The sequence below is a fragment of the Aquiflexum balticum DSM 16537 genome, from assembly GCF_900176595.1.
Taxonomy (GTDB): Bacteria; Bacteroidota; Bacteroidia; order Cytophagales; family Cyclobacteriaceae; genus Aquiflexum; species Aquiflexum balticum.
This window is the reverse complement of the sequence record NZ_LT838813.1, coordinates 373,849-391,349: the sequence shown is the minus strand read 5'-3', so window position 1 is coordinate 391,349 and position 17,501 is coordinate 373,849. Positions and strand designations below refer to the sequence as shown.

At 38.7% G+C, this 17,501-nt stretch carries 16 protein-coding genes; 7 read left to right on the top strand and 9 right to left on the bottom strand.

Going from position 1 to position 17,501, the window contains the following annotated elements:
* Positions 1–114: 114 nt before the first annotated feature.
* The 7 genes from B9A52_RS01800 to B9A52_RS01765 all read right to left on the bottom strand — a co-directional run bounded on the left by B9A52_RS01800 (position 115) and on the right by B9A52_RS01765 (position 8,822).
* Positions 115–441 (bottom strand): DUF3179 domain-containing (seleno)protein, encoded by a 327-nt coding sequence (locus B9A52_RS01800; RefSeq protein ID WP_084118689.1) that lies wholly within the window; start codon positions 439–441, stop codon positions 115–117.
* Positions 442–476: 35 nt separating this feature from the next.
* Positions 477–2,018: a phosphatase PAP2 family protein gene (locus B9A52_RS01795; RefSeq protein ID WP_084118688.1), complete on the bottom strand. Its 1,542-nt coding sequence runs from the start codon at positions 2,016–2,018 to the stop codon at positions 477–479.
* Between the two features lie 12 nt (positions 2,019–2,030).
* Positions 2,031–2,951, bottom strand: a complete 921-nt coding sequence (locus B9A52_RS01790) for a transporter family protein (RefSeq protein WP_084118687.1) — start codon at positions 2,949–2,951, stop codon at positions 2,031–2,033.
* A gap of 270 nt (positions 2,952–3,221) precedes the next feature.
* The gene (locus tag B9A52_RS01785; RefSeq protein ID WP_084118686.1) at positions 3,222–3,767 is read right to left on the bottom strand and encodes a hypothetical protein; all 546 of its coding nucleotides are present in this window, start codon (positions 3,765–3,767) and stop codon (positions 3,222–3,224) included.
* A 326-nt stretch (positions 3,768–4,093) separates the two neighbouring features.
* Entirely contained in the window at positions 4,094–7,033 is a 2,940-nt protein-coding gene (gene infB, locus B9A52_RS01775; RefSeq protein ID WP_084118684.1) for a translation initiation factor IF-2, read from the bottom strand.
* A 65-nt stretch (positions 7,034–7,098) separates the two neighbouring features.
* Positions 7,099–8,346 carry a transcription termination factor NusA gene (gene nusA / locus B9A52_RS01770; RefSeq protein ID WP_084118683.1) on the bottom strand — a complete coding sequence of 416 codons (1,248 nt, stop codon included), beginning with the start codon at positions 8,344–8,346 and terminating at the stop codon, positions 7,099–7,101.
* 5 nt (positions 8,347–8,351) lie between these two features.
* Positions 8,352–8,822: a ribosome maturation factor RimP gene (locus tag B9A52_RS01765; RefSeq protein ID WP_084118682.1), complete on the bottom strand. Its 471-nt coding sequence runs from the start codon at positions 8,820–8,822 to the stop codon at positions 8,352–8,354.
* Between the two features lie 219 nt (positions 8,823–9,041).
* Between B9A52_RS01765 and B9A52_RS01760 the strand changes: the two genes are divergently transcribed.
* Genes B9A52_RS01760 through rodA form a run of 5 tightly spaced genes read left to right on the top strand, consistent with a single transcriptional unit; the run spans position 9,042 to position 14,502 of the window.
* Positions 9,042–10,070, top strand: a complete 1,029-nt coding sequence (locus tag B9A52_RS01760; RefSeq protein ID WP_084118681.1) for a rod shape-determining protein — start codon at positions 9,042–9,044, stop codon at positions 10,068–10,070.
* A 7-nt stretch (positions 10,071–10,077) separates the two neighbouring features.
* Positions 10,078–10,911: a rod shape-determining protein MreC gene (mreC, locus tag B9A52_RS01755; RefSeq protein ID WP_084118680.1), complete on the top strand. Its 834-nt coding sequence runs from the start codon at positions 10,078–10,080 to the stop codon at positions 10,909–10,911.
* Positions 10,904–11,425: a rod shape-determining protein MreD gene (locus tag B9A52_RS01750; RefSeq protein ID WP_084118679.1), complete on the top strand. Its 522-nt coding sequence runs from the start codon at positions 10,904–10,906 to the stop codon at positions 11,423–11,425. Before mreC ends, B9A52_RS01750 begins: the two co-directional genes overlap by 8 nt.
* Positions 11,425–13,224 carry a penicillin-binding protein 2 gene (mrdA, locus tag B9A52_RS01745; protein ID WP_084118678.1) on the top strand — a complete coding sequence of 600 codons (1,800 nt, stop codon included), beginning with the start codon at positions 11,425–11,427 and terminating at the stop codon, positions 13,222–13,224. Before B9A52_RS01750 ends, mrdA begins: the two co-directional genes overlap by 1 nt.
* Positions 13,225–13,227: 3 nt before the next feature.
* Positions 13,228–14,502: a rod shape-determining protein RodA gene (gene rodA / locus B9A52_RS01740; protein ID WP_084118677.1), complete on the top strand. Its 1,275-nt coding sequence runs from the start codon at positions 13,228–13,230 to the stop codon at positions 14,500–14,502.
* A gap of 41 nt (positions 14,503–14,543) precedes the next feature.
* Here rodA and B9A52_RS01735 read toward each other — a convergent pair whose 3' ends face one another.
* Positions 14,544–15,125, bottom strand: a complete 582-nt coding sequence (locus tag B9A52_RS01735; RefSeq protein WP_084118676.1) for an HD domain-containing protein — start codon at positions 15,123–15,125, stop codon at positions 14,544–14,546.
* A 274-nt stretch (positions 15,126–15,399) separates the two neighbouring features.
* Positions 15,400–16,533, bottom strand: coding sequence for a hypothetical protein (locus tag B9A52_RS01730; protein ID WP_084118675.1), 1,134 nt, complete (start codon positions 16,531–16,533; stop codon positions 15,400–15,402).
* A gap of 39 nt (positions 16,534–16,572) precedes the next feature.
* On the opposite strand from B9A52_RS01730, the gene B9A52_RS01725 reads away from it, so the two are divergent.
* Both B9A52_RS01725 and B9A52_RS01720 read left to right on the top strand, forming a co-directional pair.
* Positions 16,573–16,899 (top strand): 2Fe-2S iron-sulfur cluster-binding protein, encoded by a 327-nt coding sequence (locus B9A52_RS01725; RefSeq protein ID WP_084118674.1) that lies wholly within the window; start codon positions 16,573–16,575, stop codon positions 16,897–16,899.
* A 6-nt stretch (positions 16,900–16,905) separates the two neighbouring features.
* Entirely contained in the window at positions 16,906–17,493 is a 588-nt protein-coding gene (locus B9A52_RS01720; protein ID WP_084118673.1) for a thymidine kinase, read from the top strand.
* Positions 17,494–17,501 lie beyond the last annotated feature (8 nt).

Here is a 17,501-nt window from a genome sequence, read left to right as displayed (position 1 = left end):
AAAAAAGAGGAGTTTAGATTTTCTGGCTTAAAAAAACAACCCCGGGCCAAAGCATTGCCCGGGGATGATCAATTAATCAATCTATGGTATTAAAAACTCCTTTTGTTTTATCATTTAGTTGTGAATCCTTGTTGAAGGATGGAATGTCCTCCAACTGTGCCAGAATTCCTGATAAGCATTGATTTTCTCCAGACTTGGTGTTCCGGAATGAAATGATTTTCCGGCAAGATTGAATTTTGATTCATCTGAATGAAGAGTGTCTTCCTTAATTTGAAAATATTGAAATGACTCTCTTTTAAATGCGGCAAAACTTAGATCATCCTCCGACAATACCAGAAAAATTGGGGTTTTTCCGATGATGTCATGTATAATCCTTTGATTTTTCAGATCATTCCAGTCATAGGCATGATGAAATATACTTTTAGGATTTCCAAAAAGCATAAAGAAATGATACCTATATAAAATAGATTTTTCATCTATTGAGCTCCATCAGTTTTGGCACGTGCCACCGCGTATGCAGCTACTTTTTTTCCTTGATCGATACCTACTTCTGCATCAAATCGGTAGTGAATTCCTCCATAAAGCCGTGACATGGCTGCTTCTTCTGCCCAAAGTCTGAATTGTGCTGCGTCAGCTGGGAAGAAATAAGCCAATACTTCTGCTCCCGCAGCGGAGAAAGTACTATGTCCAGAGGTATAGGCGGGAAAATTGGGGGTTCCGAGAATGGTTTTAAAACCCGGAATTGCCTCAACTGGTCTAGGATAATGATAGTAGTATTTTGTATCCCAACATGCCACACCTGCATCCATGATGGCAGTATTCATGTAAGCGAATACCCTAGCAGTCCTTAAGGGGTTGAGTTTGTATTTCACGGTATATTCTTTTGCGAATTTGTTCCAGTGACCAGGTGGGGTATAAGAACCTATTCCATCCTCCCACCAATTGGCAATTCTTCTTTGATTTAGTGTCATATGAGCAGCAAACTTCTTCAGTTCAGCAACGTCGGTTTCGAATTGTGGTGAACCGGGAGCTGGGGGAGGGATGGACCTTACTTCTTCCACTGTAGGCACATGCCACATTTTTACCTGACCAAAGAGAGGAGTCAATCCAACTGGTCTTTGGGGTACTTCGGTATTTTGCCATTTCCATCCAAACTTTTCAAAGGCAGCATTTGCAATAGAATCTGACACTGATTTTGGAGTCTGGGCTTTAGACATGCCATCTGCCGAAGCACGCTGCATGGCCAACTTGACAACTTCTGAACCAATTTCAATACCTGCTTCAACATCGCTTTGGGTATTGATACCAGCATGAACGAGGCTTGCGATGTGTTCTCTGTATTTTTTGTCAAGAAATGATATTTCCAAGGGGAACATTACAGACAGAATCTCTTTGGAAACTTTGGCAACTGTTGCTCCATCAGAAGGATAGGATGGTAAGGTGCTAAGCAAATAGGCTGGTTTAATTCTTTCGTCCACTTGAGATGGATTTGGACGGTTATATTGGAATTTGTAATGCCAAGCGACAACTAAGGCATCAAATTGGGCCACACTTAAGTATGCCAACATTCTACTGGTATAAGGAGGATGGGCAAACGGAAATGGTGGCGGCCCCATTGGGTTGGCAGGGTTTGGCAAAGTATAAGTGCCATCAGCGTTAGGTCCTGGTATTAGGTTGTATTTTGCAGCCATTTCAAGGGCTATCTCATTCCACCTCAAAATAGGATTACTTGACCAATAGCTTACAGCTTGCTTTTGAGTAGGCGTCAACATTTCCATTTGTAACTTTAGGTCGTTAAGTTCAGCCTGATAATCGGTTGAATTGATGGGCTCAGGTTGGGGAATATTGATTTGCGCCGGGTCGCCTACAAGGATGGTTTTCCAATTTCCACCGGTTTCATCCATGCTCTCAAATTCGTATTCATCAAAATTCATATAGCGTGGTGTTTCCTCCAGACAGGCACTTGTAGTGAGGAAAAGGAAGATTAGTACCAAATAGGATATAAACAAATTTCTCATTTTCAGTAAGATTTAATAGACTTTTAATTGATAAGTAAGACCAATACCGAACGTCGTGGCTTTTCCCATATTTCTGCCACTAACAGTTTGGTTGAAATAAGCCAGAGCACCTAGGCCCCTGTCAGTATTGATATAATATTGAACCCAGGCGCCAATTTGACTGACTTCCATTTTATTGGTGGGTTGAGGTCTGTTGTAGGAGCGAATATCATCACCTGATAAAGAATTTAGACTCATATAGGTTGCTTCTAGTCTCAGTCTATTGTCAAAAGCCCAATATCCAATCGCTCCATGAAAATTCAGGGAATGGGGTACGTTCATGTAAGGGGAATATACAGCTCCATCTTCATAATAGAAGTCCCTTTCAATTTCGGTCTGTCCTCTCCATAGATAAGCCAAACCTGCTCTAAAAACCAATCCATTGTCCATTTTGTATGCACCAATCCCTCTCATGCCAAGTTCAGGTGCCCCTAAGCCAATACTAAAAGGCATATAATCGGATAGGTAATTTCCCACAGGTGTGCTGAAATGGGTATTGGTAAGGAATTGAAGCCTGCCATTTCCAAGTTGTTTTTGTAACCAATCTATTTTTAAGGAAACACTTAGGTCTTGAAATCCGGTTTGGCCAACTTGTGTACCTCCTGATGCTTTTGTGTTTATATAGGGGACACTTGTAATAAGGTTGATTTTATCGGTTAGGCCCATAGCGACCATAGGCATTCCCATTTGTCTTGTAAATGTGCCGATATTGGCATTTTCCCTTAAATAACTTCCTTCCCAATATTGATTCCACGAAGAATGCTCATAAATCAAAGCCGCACAAATCTCGCCCCTCCCCATCATTATTTCATCCCAAGGAGTCTGTCCATGGGCATGATTTAGGGTAGCCCCATATACCATCAATCCCAAGATTATTGGTAGTAGTTTTTTCATAATTTTTAAGAATTAGTTGATGTATGAAAACTGGTAAAAGCAGTCCGGTCCGAATTTCTGTCCTACCCATCAATTGATTTGGATCGATGGGCATGACAGAAATTCATTTGAAATAAAAATTCCTTTTTTGTAAATATCTCAAAAGCACAGATATCTGGAATAAATGTAATGCAACAAACCCATTGAAAACATCGGATTTATCTCAGTAAAATATGTACAGTTGAGGTTACTTTCTGAAAAGAAAATATCCAAAGAAAACCGGCTGAAAAATCAAACCAATTCCGGTGGTGGGGTAGTAAGGTTGATATCCTGATTGTGATAAGTTAAAAAAACAAACCCTTTGTAATGTTTATCATTGATTATATTGAAAGCGAAATCAAACTCATTGTTAGGTTGAGTATAATCTTTTACAAAGATTTTGCCTAATAAAGTATTGCTGCCAGAATCCGGCAATTCGTCTTGCACCAAGGAACTTACCCATTGTTTAATTGTGCTTTCCAAGTTCTTTTTGGCACTATCAGGTACATATACCACCTGTAGGGTGTCGTTGATGTATCTTTGTTTGATAACCCGATAATATTGTCCATCCTTCTGAAAGCTTGTGTTGGTAGCCCTGAACTCCTCTTCATCAGCCATGTATGGGATAGAAAGTGGAATTTCCATGATTCTTTCATCAAAACCTTCCTGAGAGGCACTAAAAATTTTTTCGGACCAATGATTTTCTATTTGCAGCCTAAATGAAAAATACGCTACATAGTACCCAAAATGGTATAATGCAAAGCAAAAAAGGAGGAATATGGCTACAATCTTTCTCAATTGAAATTGATTTTAGATTGAAAATTACATAAATAATTTAAAAGCATGATAAATGTCAGGTATTTTTTTAAAAAATTCAAAAAATCCTAAAAACTAAAACAGATTCAAAATATAAATTAATAGCAACCAAAACATTGCCAATACCCCGTATACTTTTATTACTTTCCATCTATTGAATCTATCCAAGAACCAAAGCACCAATACCGGGCGAATCAATCCGATAATCAGACAGAAAATTGAAATGGTGAACAGGATTTGGAAAAAAGGGGAAAGAACCTCTTTCATATTTAAAAAAAAGGAACGGTTTTGGCCGTTCCTTTTAATGTTTATTTTTTGCGTTTTATCTCCTGCATATGATATCCTTCAATGGTATCATCTACCAATATATCATTGAATTTCTTAATAGAAATACCACATTCGTAACCGGCTTTTACTTCAGAAACATCATCTTTGAATCGTTTTAACTGGTCAATTTCTCCATCATGGATTACAATACCATCTCTGACTACGCGGATTTTGTTTTTTCTGGTGATATATCCATCAGTTACATAACATCCGGCGACAGTTCCGATTTTTGAGATTTTGAACACCTCCCGCACCTGGATATTACCGGTGATGATTTCCTCAAACTCAGGTTCCAACATACCTTCAATGGCATCTTTGATTTGATTGATGGCGTCATAGATGATGGAATAATGTCTGATTTCAATTTCTTCCTGTTCAGCCAGTTTCTTGGCATTGGTAGAAGGTCTGACATTAAAGCCCAGAATAATGGCATCTGAAGCGGATGCCAAAAGGACATCGGATTCAGATATCTGACCCACACCCTTATGGATGATGTTCACGGAAACTTCCTCTTTGGAAAGTTTAAGCAAGGAATCCGAAAGTGCCTCTACAGAACCATCCACGTCACCTTTGATGATGATATTGAGTTCTTTGAAACTTCCTATAGCCAACCTTCTTCCGATTTCGTCCAAAGTGATGTGCTTTTTGGTTCGCATGCTTTGTTCACGGAGAATCTGTTCTCTGGAATTGGCAATCTCTCTGGCTTCTCTTTCTGAATCGTATACTTTAAAGGTATCACCTGCTTGAGGTGCACCTGCCAATCCTAAAACCTGTACCGGGGTGGATGGACCTGCTTTATCCAGTTTTTTACCTTTATGGTCAAACATGGCCTTGACACGTCCATAGTGTGGGCCTGCAAGCATGATATCTCCGACACCTAATGTACCGGCCTGAACCATTACTGTTGCTACATAACCTCTACCCTTGTCCAAAGAAGCTTCCACTACTGTGCCAACTGCATTCTTATTTGGATTGGCCTTCAATTCAAGAATTTCTGCTTCAAGCAATACTTTTTCCAACAGCTCATCGATCCCGACACCTGTCTTTGCAGAAATATCCTGAGACTGGTATTTACCGCCCCATTCCTCCACCAATAAATTCATATTGGCAAGTTCTTCTTTAATTTTATTCGGATTGGCGTTTGGCTTATCAATTTTATTGATTGCAAATATCATAGGGACACCCGCTACTTGAGCATGATTGATGGCTTCCTTAGTTTGAGGCATGATATTGTCATCCGCAGCAATCACAATAATGGCAACATCTGTAATTTTAGCTCCCCTTGCCCTCATGGCTGTGAAGGCTTCGTGTCCAGGTGTATCTAAAAAAGCAATTTTATCACCGTCTTTGGTAGTCACATCATAAGCACCGATATGCTGGGTGATACCACCTGCTTCATCAGCAGTTACTTTTGCTCGCCTTATATAATCAAGGAGTGAAGTTTTACCATGATCAACGTGACCCATGATCGTAACGATTGGTGCACGGTCAAGTAATTCTTCAGGAGAATCTATTGCTTCAATGGTTTCAGTCTCTTCGTCAGGCTTGGTAAATTCAACCTCGTATCCAAATTCATCTGCGATTATAGTAATGGCTTCTGCATCCAATCTTTGGTTGATAGAGACAAACATACCCAAAGACATACAAGTGGATATCACCTGGTTCACAGATATATCCATCAATGACGCAAGGTCATTTGCAGAAATAAATTCAGTGACTCTTAATATTTTGGTATCTTCAACCCCTTCAACTTCCTCTCTGCTTCTTTCTGTTCTTTTATCTCTTCTTTTCGATTTTCCACCACCGGATTTTCCGCCTCCCTGCAATCTTGCAAGAGTTTGTTTGATCTGATCCTGTATTTCTTTTTGAGTAGGTTCCGCTTTTTGGATTCGGCCTACATTCTGCTGTTGTCCTGGTCGAGGTCTTCCTGGTGCACCAGCAGGTTTTCTGTCTCTTTGATTTCCTTGAGGAGGAGTGCTACCGCCCTGTCCAGGAGGTTTTGGTTTATTTGGAACACCTGGTTCAGGGGCTCTTCCTTGTCCTGGGCCCGGAGTTCCCGGTTTTTTATCGATTCTCTTTCGAAGTCTTTTCTTTTTGTCTTTACCCTTTTCGTCTGAAGATGCAACCGGCTTTCCTTTCTTTTTGGACTTATCTTCCGGTAGTTCTATTTTTCCTAATACAGTAAGGCCTTTCAAAGCGTCTGCCTTTGCAGCAATTACTCTGTTTTCAGGAGTGAATGGTATTTTTTTCTCAGGTAATTCAACAACCACTGGTTTTTCAGGAGCAGGAGGAATTACTTCTTTCGGTTTTTCTTCCGCTTTTGGAGTGACTACCGCTTTTGGTTTCTCTTCAACAGGTTTTTTAACTATGTCGTCAGGTTGAGGCTTTTCAGCCTGAATTTCAGGTTTTCCCTCCTCTTTTTTAACTTCTTCTTGCTTGGGAACAATAGTCGGCTCGGGAGCTTTCACCTCTTCTTTCTTGGGAGATTCTGTTTTTGCACTCAGATCAATCTTGCCCAATACTTTGATTCCCTGTAATTTAGGAGCATCAAGTGGGATTTTTTCCACTTCAACTTCTTTCTCCTTTACCTTAGGAACTTCCGGAGAAATCTTTTCAGCCTCTTCTTTTTTTGGTTCAATTACTTGCTCAGGTTTCTTTTCCTCCTTTGCTTCTGATTCCGCTTCTATTGTAAATGTCTCATGATGACGCTTTCCAATAGAAAGGTGCGAAGCTTCCTCCTTGTCCTGGGCAGAGGATTTAAACTCCTTGGCCAACATGTCAAATTGATCCATGTTGATTTTGGAGTTGGGATTGTTTTCCACTTCAAAGCCTTTTTTAGCCATAGATTCCACAATCGTAGCAATTCCTACGTTGAGTTTTCTGGCTGCTTGGCCAAGTCGCATCGTTATTTCTTCTGACATACGTTAAAAACTCTTTCTTTATTTTCCGCAAATATAGGCCAATTATTGGGTTAATCGGCCCATATTTACTGTTCAAATTCCTGTTTTAATATTTTGAACACATCATCGATTGTCTCTTCTTCCAATTCGGTCCTTCTCAATAGGTCTTCTTTGGTCAGCGTCAATACACTCTTAGCAGTGTCCAATCCTGTTTTTTTCAATTCATCAATCACCCAGCTTTCGATTTCGTCGCCAAATTCTTCCAAATCAACATCTTCTTCATCTTCGTAATCACTGAGTTCTCTGAATACATCAATTTCATAACCCAATAGTCTTGAAGCAAGACGGATATTGAATCCACCTTTTCCAATCGCCATCGAAACCTGATCGGGTTTCAGGAATACTGAAATTCTTTTACGCTCTTTATCAACCTGAATGGAAGATACTTTTGCAGGACTTAGAGCTCTGGAAACATAAAGGTCCAGATTTTCTGTATAATTGATAACATCGATATTCTCATTTTGCAATTCACGGACTATGGCGTGAATACGGCTTCCTTTCATGCCTACGCATGCTCCGACAGGGTCAATCCTGTCATCATAGGATTCTACCGCTACCTTGGCCCTTTCGCCCGGTTCTCTTACAATCTTTTTGATGGTGATCAGACCGTCAAATACTTCCGGTACCTCATTTTCGAACAATCTTTCCAAAAATATAGGTGAGGTTCTGGATAAAATTATCTTGGGATTACCGTTTACCATTTCCACTTTATGGACAATGGCCCTTACTGAATCACCTTTTCTAAAGCGGTCCTTCGGGATTTGCTCTCCTTTAGGGAGAATCAGTTCATTTCCTTCTCCATCTATCAAGAGAACTTCTCTACCCAAAATCTGATAAACTTCGGCTGAAATAATTTCACCGACCAATTCTTCATACTGATTGAACAAAAGATCTTTTTCCAGGTCTTTGATTTTTTGAATCAAAGTCTGTCTTGCCATCATTACTGCTCTTCTACCGAAGTCCTCCAGCTCAATTTTTTCATAAACCTCTTCGCCAACTTCAAAATCAGGCTCGATTTTTCGGGCATCTGTCAAGCTTATTTTGTCAAAGTCCCAGATATCCTCTGAATTGTCATCAACAATCTCTCTGACCCTTAAAATTTCAAGGTCTCCTTTATCCGCATTGATGGTGACATCAAAATTTTCATCAGTTTCGTATTTTTTGCGAATCATCGCTCTAAATACATCTTCCAATATGCGGATCATTGTTGGGCGATCTACATTTTTAGATTTTGCAAACTCTGCAAATGATTCTATGAGTACTTTAGCATCCATTTTATTTATTTGAAAGAGACTAACACAATTGATTTCTTAATCTGTTCAAAGGGAACATTGATTTCCTGTTCTTGGGCTTTTTTACCTTTTTCTTTTGTTTTCACTACCAGCTTGATTTCTGAAGAACCTACTTCAAGAAGCTTACCTTCTATTTCTTTTCCATTTAAATAAGTCACTTTCAGATTTCTGCCGATATTTTTGGTATATTGTCTTTTAGAATCTAAAGGAAAATCTACACCTGGTGATGAGACTTCAAGAATATAGGCATCAGGCAACAATCCTTTTGCTTCAATTTCTTCACCCACAAGCCTACTTACCAGAGCACAGTTTTCAATACTTACTCCTTGATCAGAATCGATCAAAACTTTAAGCTGTGGTTTTGTACCTTTCTCCACCAAATGAATATCCACTAAAAAGTGGCTGTCATCGGGAAGATGTTTGGTCACAATTTCTTCCAGGATATGATTCAGACTCATGTGCAACAGGGCTGTGAAATGAAAGAGGGGACTTGTGTCCCCTCAGTTAAGCTTGGTATTACAATGCAAAGTTAATAAAATTATTCCCACAAAAAAAAACGGTAAACTTGTAATAAATTGGGAATTAGATAATAATTTTGCCTGCCCACGTTAGATGTTCTGCGCTGCATTGTTAAATTTATACGATTATCTATCATCAAATCAACCAAAAAAGACATAATGGGATTATTCGATTTTTTCTCCAGTGATATTGCAATCGATCTAGGTACTGCCAATACACTTATTATACACAAAGACAAAATCGTGGTCGATGAACCTTCCATCATTGCCATTGACAGAACCAACAACCGGGTTTTGGCAGTTGGAAAGGATGCAATGAATATGCATGAAAAAACCCACGAAAACATCAGAACAATCCGTCCATTGAAAGATGGTGTAATTGCTGATTTTTATGCTGCAGAGCAAATGATAAGGGGATTGATCAAGATGATTCCCGGTCATAAAAAGGGAATGTTCCCAAAATCCCATAGGATGGTTATATGTATTCCTTCGGGGATCACAGAGGTGGAAAAAAGGGCAGTCAGGGACTCTGCCGAGCATGCAGGCGCCAAGGAAGTTTATATGATTTATGAGCCGATCGCCGCTGCCATTGGTATCGGTATTGATATAGAAAAACCTATGGGTTCAATGATTGTTGATATTGGTGGAGGTACTACTGAAATTGCTTTGATTGCGCTTTCAGGTATTGTTGCGGATCAATCAATAAGAGTTGCGGGGGATACTTTCACAAAAGATATCCTTGATTATATGAGAAGACAACACAACCTTTTGATCGGTGAGCGTTCGGCAGAAAAAGTAAAAATTGCTATCGGTTCTGCTCTAACGGAATTGGATGATGCCCCCGAAGATTATGAAATCCGAGGAAGGGATCTGATGACAGGAATACCAAAAGTAATTAAAGTCTCCTATTCTGAAATCGCTTTTGCGCTTGATAAATCTGTTTCAAAAATTGAGGAAGCGGTTTTAAAAGCACTGGAAATTGCTCCCCCTGAACTTTCGGCGGATATTTATGACAACGGGATTCACCTTACAGGTGGCGGTGCCTTGTTGAAAGGTCTGGACAAAAGATTGCATCAGAAAACGAAATTACCGATTCATATTGCAGAAGATCCTTTAAGGGCTGTAGTAAGAGGCACCGGCACGGCATTGAAAAATATAAATAATTTCAGGACAGTGTTGATGACTTAATCACTGAATGCAACAAATACTACTCTTTTTATTTAAAATCCGCGCGTTTCTGTTATTTGTTTTGTTGGAAGCAATAGCTGTGTGGATGATTGCATCCAATAATTCACAGCAAGGTTCCGCTTTTTTCAATAGTTCAAATCAAGTGATTGGTTCAATTCTAGGTGCTCAGAATGACGTTGTTGAATATTTTTCATTGGCTTCTGTCAATAAAAGCCTTGTCGATAAAAATGCCGAACTGCTTATGGAATTGGAAAAATTCAGGCAACCTTCAGACAGTGTTTTTATTGCGCTTGACAGTGCATTGGCCAGCAGTTTTCAATTCAAAGGAGCAAAAGTCATCAACAATTCTTTGAAATTAACGCAAAATCACCTGACCATAAGCAAAGGTTCCAACCACGGCATTAAGCCTGGGATGGGTGTTTTCAATGAAGAAGGGGTAATTGGAAGAGTGAAAAGCGTGAGTAAAAATTATTCCTCCATTATTTCACTTTTACACACAGAATTGCTCATTTCCTCAAAAATCCAGTCTAATGATGTTTTTGGTTCGACAAAATGGGATGGAAAGGATTCCAAAATTGCCAAGTTGCTGTATGTGCCCCGGCACGTTGTCGTTAAAGAAGGGGATAAGGTAGTCACTTCCGGATACAATGCCGTATTTCCCGAAGGAATTCCTATTGGTACGGTTACAGAAGTAAAACCCGGATCGGAAACCAACTACCTGGATATAACCATTGAACTAGCCACGGACTTTTCAAGAATTTCCTATGTTTATCTGGTTGAGAATACGCAGCAGCAGGAATTGGATTCTTTAAATCAATCAATAGGGATAGAAAATGAGTAGCAGCAGGATTATCATGTTGGTAGGAGGTGGAATCCTTTATCTGTTTTTTCAGGTTTTGATTCTAAAAAATCTAGTCCTTTTTGGAATTGCTTTTTGCTTCCTTTATATGATGTTTATTCTGTTACTTCCAGTCCACATCAAGACAATACCGGTTTTATTGATCAGCTTTTTTATGGGGCTTGGAGTGGATTTTTTTTATGACACTATGGGGATCCATACAGCCTGTTTGGTCGCTGTAGGGTTTGTGAGGTACAGATGGCTTCAGGTATTGGTTCCCACAGGAGGATATGACGATGATTTGCAACCAAGCATTTTGAATATGGGCTTTGGATGGTTTTTTTCATATAGCTTTCCTTTGATTCTGGTCCATCACTCTTTGTTTTTTTATATTGAGAGCATGGGTACAGATTTATTTATTTCTTCCCTTCAAAAAATAATTGCCAGTGCTATTTTTGTATTAATAATGAGTATAATTGTCCAACTGTTGTTATACAGGAGAAGGAGAGGAATTTAATGAACGACCAAAGACAAATCACTATTATCATCACCGTAATACTGGTGGGCATAGTTCTATTGACCAAACTGTTTTTGATCCAAGTAGCTGATGATAGTTTTTTAAAAAGGGCTGAAAGTAATGCTATTCAGCGTTTGGTAGACCATCCATATAGAGGTTTAGTTTATGACCGAACCGGTAAAATAATGGTTTACAACAATCCTATTTTTGATTTGATGATTATTCCAAAGGAATTTCAGGTCGATGACACCACTCGATTTTGTGAAATTTTCAATATTGATAAAGAATACCTTAAAGAAGCATACACAGCCGCCAGAAAATATTCGCCTGTCAAACCATCACCGTTAATCAAGCAGATTTCAACAACCGATTTTGCAAGAGTTCAGGATTTTCTCATTGATTACCCCGGACTTTTTGTAATGACCAGGTCCGTGAGGTCCTATCCTCAATCAAGTGCCGCTAATGCGCTGGGATATATTGGTGAAATCAGCGCAATTCAATTGGAAAGGGATAGTTCCAACTATTATACTCAAGGGGACTATGTAGGACTAAGTGGGATAGAAGGTTTTTATGAAAATGAATTAAGAGGGGTCAAAGGGGTTAAGTATAAAATGGTCAACGTGCGGGGAGTAGATAAAGGTGCATTTAAAAGTGGAGAATATGATTCAGCCTCTGTAGCCGGTCATAACCTTACCTCTACTATTGATCTGGAGCTTCAGCTATATGGTGAGATGCTGATGGAAGGTAAGCGGGGCTCGGTGGTAGCAATCGAGCCAAAGACAGGTGAAGTCCTGGCAATGATATCCGCCCCAACCTATGACCCCAATATTTTGACAGGTGCTCAGTTTAGCTCCAATTATATGGAATTAAACAGGGATGAAACCAAACCCCTATTCAACAGGCCAATCATGGCCATGTATCCTCCTGGATCCATTTTTAAGATAGTACAGTCTCTTGTAGGTCTTCAGATGGGTGTTCTGAATCCAAATACTACTTACAGTTGTAACAGGTCTTTGGTAGCCTGTCACAATCACCCAAGTCCTGTCAATCTCTTCGGTGCGATCCGAAATTCCTGTAATCCTTATTATCATCAGGCATACAGGGCCATGATCAACCGGGAAGTCTCAGGGAATACATTTAAGGATACCGAAATAGGCTTGAATGAATGGAGAGAGTATGTTTTGAAGTTTGGTTTGGGGGGTCCTTTGGGAATTGATTTAAAAAATGAAAAAGGAGGATCTATTCCTTCAAGTAAACTTTATGACCGGATCTATGGTGAAGGAAGATGGAAATATTCCACTATCTATTCCCTATCAATTGGACAGGGAGAAATGTTGGTAACCCCATTGCAAATGGCTAATTTGGCTGCAATTTTTGCCAATAAGGGTTACTATTATCCTCCCCATTTGATTAAAGCTGTAGACGGAGATCCATCCGCAATCCCAAATAAATTCCTGATTAAACATGAGGTAGGGGTAGACGCCCATCATTTTGACATGGTGCAGGATGCCATGGCTGAAGCAATTTTCGGAACTGCTGCCAGGGCAGCTATCAAGGATATTACCATAGCAGGAAAAACAGGAACAGCCCAAAATCCCCAAGGAGAAGATCACTCTGTATTTATAGCATTTGCTCCCAAGGAAGATCCCAAGATCGCGATTGCCGTGTATGTGGAAAATGCTGGGTGGGGAGGTCGTGCAGCAGCAAGTACAGCAAGTTTGATGATTGAAAAATACATCAGAAGAGAAATCACAAGACCCGCTTTAGAGGAATATGTGAAGGTTGGAAAATTTATGTAAACAGTGAGGCAGGACGATTTATATATCAATAAGATTGATTGGATTTCAATTTCCATTTATGCTATTCTGGTTATCATAGGTTGGTTTAATATTTACGCAGCAGTCTATGACGAACAAGCTGCCAAAAGTATTTTTGATTTTTCAATCAACTCAGGAAAACAACTCGTTTGGATTGGGACTGCCGTTTTATTGATTATTGTGATTATGGTGGCAGATTATAGGCTTTATGAAAATCTAGCTATTCCACTTTACCTGATTTTTCTGTTTTTTTTGTTGATTACACCATTTTTCGGAAAAGAAATCAACGGACAACGTGCTTGGTTTGAAATAGGAGCATTCAGACTTCAACCGGCGGAATTTGCCAAATTCGCTACAGCTTTGGCATTGGCAAAGTTTATGGAAAGAACAACTTTTGACCTTTCTCAGATAAAATACCAGATCCAATCTTTAGCCATTATCATGTTGCCTGTCGCCTTTATTATGCTACAGCCTGATACAGGTACAGCCATGGTTTATTCTGCTTTTTTTATCATGTTGTACAGGGAGGGCATGCCTGTGAGCTATTATGCTTTAGGCCTTTCATTTGTGGCGATATCATTATTGTCATTGGCCATCGAAAACAATCTTTATTTAGCAATCGGAATTGTCATCATCATTTCCGTTATTTTTTTATTGGGGAAGAAAAAATTATCAAGGGGGATTATTTTGGGGGTGATAGGAATTGTAATCATTGGTTATTCCTACAGTTTGGATTATGTGGTATCCAAGCTCCCTGACCATCAGCAAAATAGAATAATGGTATTGTTTAATCCTGATATTGATCCATTAGGAGTAGGTTGGAATGTCACCCAATCCAAAATCGCCATTGGTTCGGGCGGCTTTATGGGAAAAGGGTATCTTGAAGGGACTCAGACCAAGTTTGATTTTGTTCCTGAACAGCATACGGATTTTATTTTTTGTACACTTGGAGAGGAGTTCGGTTGGATTGGTAGTTTGGTGGTGATTACTTTGTTTTGTGCACTTTTGATCAGGTTAGTGATGTTGGCCGAAAGGCAAAAAAACAGGTTCTCAAGAATTTATGGATATTGCGTGGTTTCCATTCTGTTATTCCATTTTTTCATCAATATCTCCATGACCATTGGACTTTTTCCGGTAGTAGGGATTCCTTTGCCTTTCTTTAGCTACGGGGGATCTTCTCTTTGGTCCTTTACTATTCTATTGTTTATTTTCATCAAATTGGATTCACATAGAATTCAGCAATTGAATAGGATGGGGTAATTTTTAATAGAATTACAATTGATTTTAAAAAAAATGTTGATTCAGATATTGTCTTCAGCAATTTTCTGAAGCCAAACCTGCTTTTTTGGTTTTCTGTATTTTTTTGCAAAAGGGGTATGAAATTCGTGTTTGGTCAAAAAAGAAACCTGAAGGTTTTTCCAATCTTCATCGGTCTTTATCACATTGGTTGATTTAAATTCCAGATAGAGGCGCTTGCTGATTTCTGGGTAATCATTTCTACCTAAATAATCCAAATCCGAATCACAAATTATTTTCTGAAGTTCTGTCTTTGGATTTTGAGGTATTTTTGTTGCAAGTATCAAGCCGCGCACAATTTCAATCTGTTCTTGGCCCATGTTCAAAGATGACATGATTTCAGATGCCATATCTGCCCCAACTTCTTCATGGTTGATATTTGTTTTTAAAAATCCCATATCGTGTACAATTGCACCTATACGAAGCAAAAACGCATCATCTCCTTTTATATTATCTCTTTTGATATATTGATTGCAAACATCAAGTACATCCAGGACATGTTCCAGATTATGGTATGTCAGGTGTTTTGGCAGGCCATTTTGCAGTTTAGTCAAAACTATACGTCTAAGTTTAAGATAACCTTTCATTTGTTGATGTTTTTTGCCAAAAAAATTAAATTAAATGGTTGCACAGTTTGTAGAATGCTAAAATAAACATATTAAAATTAATTAAAACACTAAACAGAATTCATTTAGAGTTTGTGCCGTGAATTTGGGAGTTTATTGGTTTTTATCGGGCTCAGGCTTATAATGAAGTGAAACAAATAAATACTCTTTATAATTAAATACCAAATTCAGGGTAACTAACTTTTTTGTAATTTAGTAAATCAAAATTGATATTTATATAAATCAAGCTTGGAATTTAGTCTTTTTGATCAAATTTTCTAAAAACCAATTGCAGAAATTCTATGACAACTTCCGAGTTTTTATCCCATTTCAATGTGCCAACAAAGCGGTCATTGATCAAGTTGATGGCTTCAATAAAACTCTCACATTGATCAATTGATTTTAGTCCGTGCTTCAAAAGATCAGGATTTCCATCAAAAAGTTCTTTTGTAAACATAAATCTTTGGTTCAGCCCTATACTTTCCGAAAGTTCCTTGATCGTCCCTTTCATGATGGAATATTCCTCAGTTTCGAACCTTGCCCAAGCTTGAAGGGGATCTATAGCCTGGGCGGCATTTGCTGCATTGCTGTGTCTTGTTTTGGTCTCCTTTTCAATAAGGATTTCATCATCGCTTTCCTGAAAATTTTCAAAATTTTCTTGTTGAAGATGGTTTTTTTCATCCTCATGAATTTCAGTATCGGGTTCCTTTGGCTTTTCTATCTGTACCTTGGATTCGATAATTGATTCCTGTCCTTTTACCGATTCTTCTTGGATCAATATCTGATAAAAGTCCAGGAATTTAACCTGTCCCATGCTGTTCAACAATATTTTAAAATCTTCCAAACTTGCTTTTTGGTTGGAATAGTTGTTTGACAGACTATCCTTGTAGGCTTGGTTGGAATGTTCTAAACCTGCTTTATCAATCAGATTGGTGATCAAATTAGCATGCCATTTGTAATATTTTTTATTCTCTTTGAGATATTGGTTGATTTGATTGCTGGGGACTTTATCAAATTCACCGGAATAATAACTGACTGGGTCAATGGCTAGTTCAAAGGCATCCAATACTGCACGGATCAGCAAGGGTTCAAAATGTGTCCTTTCGATTTTAATGGTCCGTGACAATACATTCATGAATTCTTTAAGTGCTTCATGGACTGTTTTGTCCCTATAGTCAAAAAAGGGATTGCTTTTAAGTTTTTCCAACTCAAGTTGCCAAGCTTCAAAAATAGTCTTAATGATAAAAAAATTAACCTGTGGACTGGGACTTAAGGTGATGATTTGGTGACCTGTCATATATTTTTTTTGGGAGAAATATTGGTCACAGATTTCCTTGCTGAATTCACTGGCGTAGTTTTCTACGTATTTGCTGTTTATTTTAGCGGACATATTATATTTTGGAATTTTTATTCTAGTATAGCACAAACCATGCTGAAAATTGTTATTGAAAACCTACATCATAGGGAAATCAAATCCAATGATAAGGTACGTAAAGTTATAGATTTAATCCATGAAAACCACATCGACTGGATGCATGCCTGTGGAAAAAAAGGCAGATGTACTACATGCAAGATCATAGTCAAAAAAGGTATGGACAATCTTACCGCATTGACTGAGAGGGAAGAATTTTTCAGGAAAAACAACAGGTTAAACCCTTCCGAAAGGTTATCTTGCCAAGCTTATTTGGAAAGTGGGGAAATCAGAGTCTGTGTAGCTGAAGAAAACAAATTTACCCATATGGATTATAGCGATTGATAGAGCATGTTTATAGAACCTACTTTTGGAAAATCAAGACAATCAGAAAAAAAAGGTCATATAGAAGTGATTTGTGGTTCTATGTTTTCCGGTAAAACTGAGGAATTGATCAGGAGACTCAACAGGGCCCTGATTGCAAAGCAAAAAGTTGAAATATTTAAACCTGCTGTGGATAAACGTTATCATGAATTGGATGTGGTATCGCACAACGAGAATGCTATTAGATCAACTCCGGTGCAATTTGCGGATGATATTATTCTATTGGCAGGAAATTGTGAGGTGGTTGGAATTGATGAGGTCCAGTTTTTTGATGACAGAATAGTCAATGTCGCTAATGTTTTGGCCAATTCCGGAAAAAGAGTCATCCTTGCAGGATTAGATATGGATTTTGAAGGGAATCCCTTTGATCCCATGCCTCAGCTGCTTGCAATTGCTGAATACGTCACCAAAGTTCATGCTATCTGTATGAAATGCGGAGACTTGGCTTCCTATTCTTACCGCTTGGTTGAAGTTAAGAATAAAGTCGTTTTGGGAGAAAAGGAAAGTTATGAGGCAAGATGTAGGAAATGTTTTTTTGAAGGAAAGGGGAGATAAAAGGATCT

Bases quoted from the DNA above. Each gene is read 5' to 3' on its own strand.
- B9A52_RS01765 (WP_084118682.1), bottom strand. From the start codon at position 8,822: ATGAGTCTGAATCATATCCTGGAAGAAATTGTGACCAAACATCTTCCC.
- nusA (WP_084118683.1), bottom strand. From the start codon at position 8,346: ATGGATGCTAAAGTACTCATAGAATCATTTGCAGAGTTTGCAAAATCT.
- B9A52_RS01720 (WP_084118673.1), top strand. From the start codon at position 16,906: ATGTTTATAGAACCTACTTTTGGAAAATCAAGACAATCAGAAAAAAAA.
- B9A52_RS01750 (WP_084118679.1), top strand. From the start codon at position 10,904: ATGAGTAGCAGCAGGATTATCATGTTGGTAGGAGGTGGAATCCTTTAT.
- B9A52_RS01725 (WP_084118674.1), top strand. From the start codon at position 16,573: ATGCTGAAAATTGTTATTGAAAACCTACATCATAGGGAAATCAAATCC.
- B9A52_RS01795 (WP_084118688.1), bottom strand. From the start codon at position 2,018: ATGAGAAATTTGTTTATATCCTATTTGGTACTAATCTTCCTTTTCCTC.
- B9A52_RS01760 (WP_084118681.1), top strand. From the start codon at position 9,042: ATGGGATTATTCGATTTTTTCTCCAGTGATATTGCAATCGATCTAGGT.
- B9A52_RS01735 (WP_084118676.1), bottom strand. From the start codon at position 15,125: ATGAAAGGTTATCTTAAACTTAGACGTATAGTTTTGACTAAACTGCAA.
- B9A52_RS01800 (WP_084118689.1), bottom strand. From the start codon at position 441: ATGCTTTTTGGAAATCCTAAAAGTATATTTCATCATGCCTATGACTGG.
- B9A52_RS01730 (WP_084118675.1), bottom strand. From the start codon at position 16,533: ATGTCCGCTAAAATAAACAGCAAATACGTAGAAAACTACGCCAGTGAA.
- infB (WP_084118684.1), bottom strand. From the start codon at position 7,033: ATGTCAGAAGAAATAACGATGCGACTTGGCCAAGCAGCCAGAAAACTC.
- mrdA (WP_084118678.1), top strand. From the start codon at position 11,425: ATGAACGACCAAAGACAAATCACTATTATCATCACCGTAATACTGGTG.
- mreC (WP_084118680.1), top strand. From the start codon at position 10,078: ATGCAACAAATACTACTCTTTTTATTTAAAATCCGCGCGTTTCTGTTA.
- B9A52_RS01790 (WP_084118687.1), bottom strand. From the start codon at position 2,951: ATGAAAAAACTACTACCAATAATCTTGGGATTGATGGTATATGGGGCT.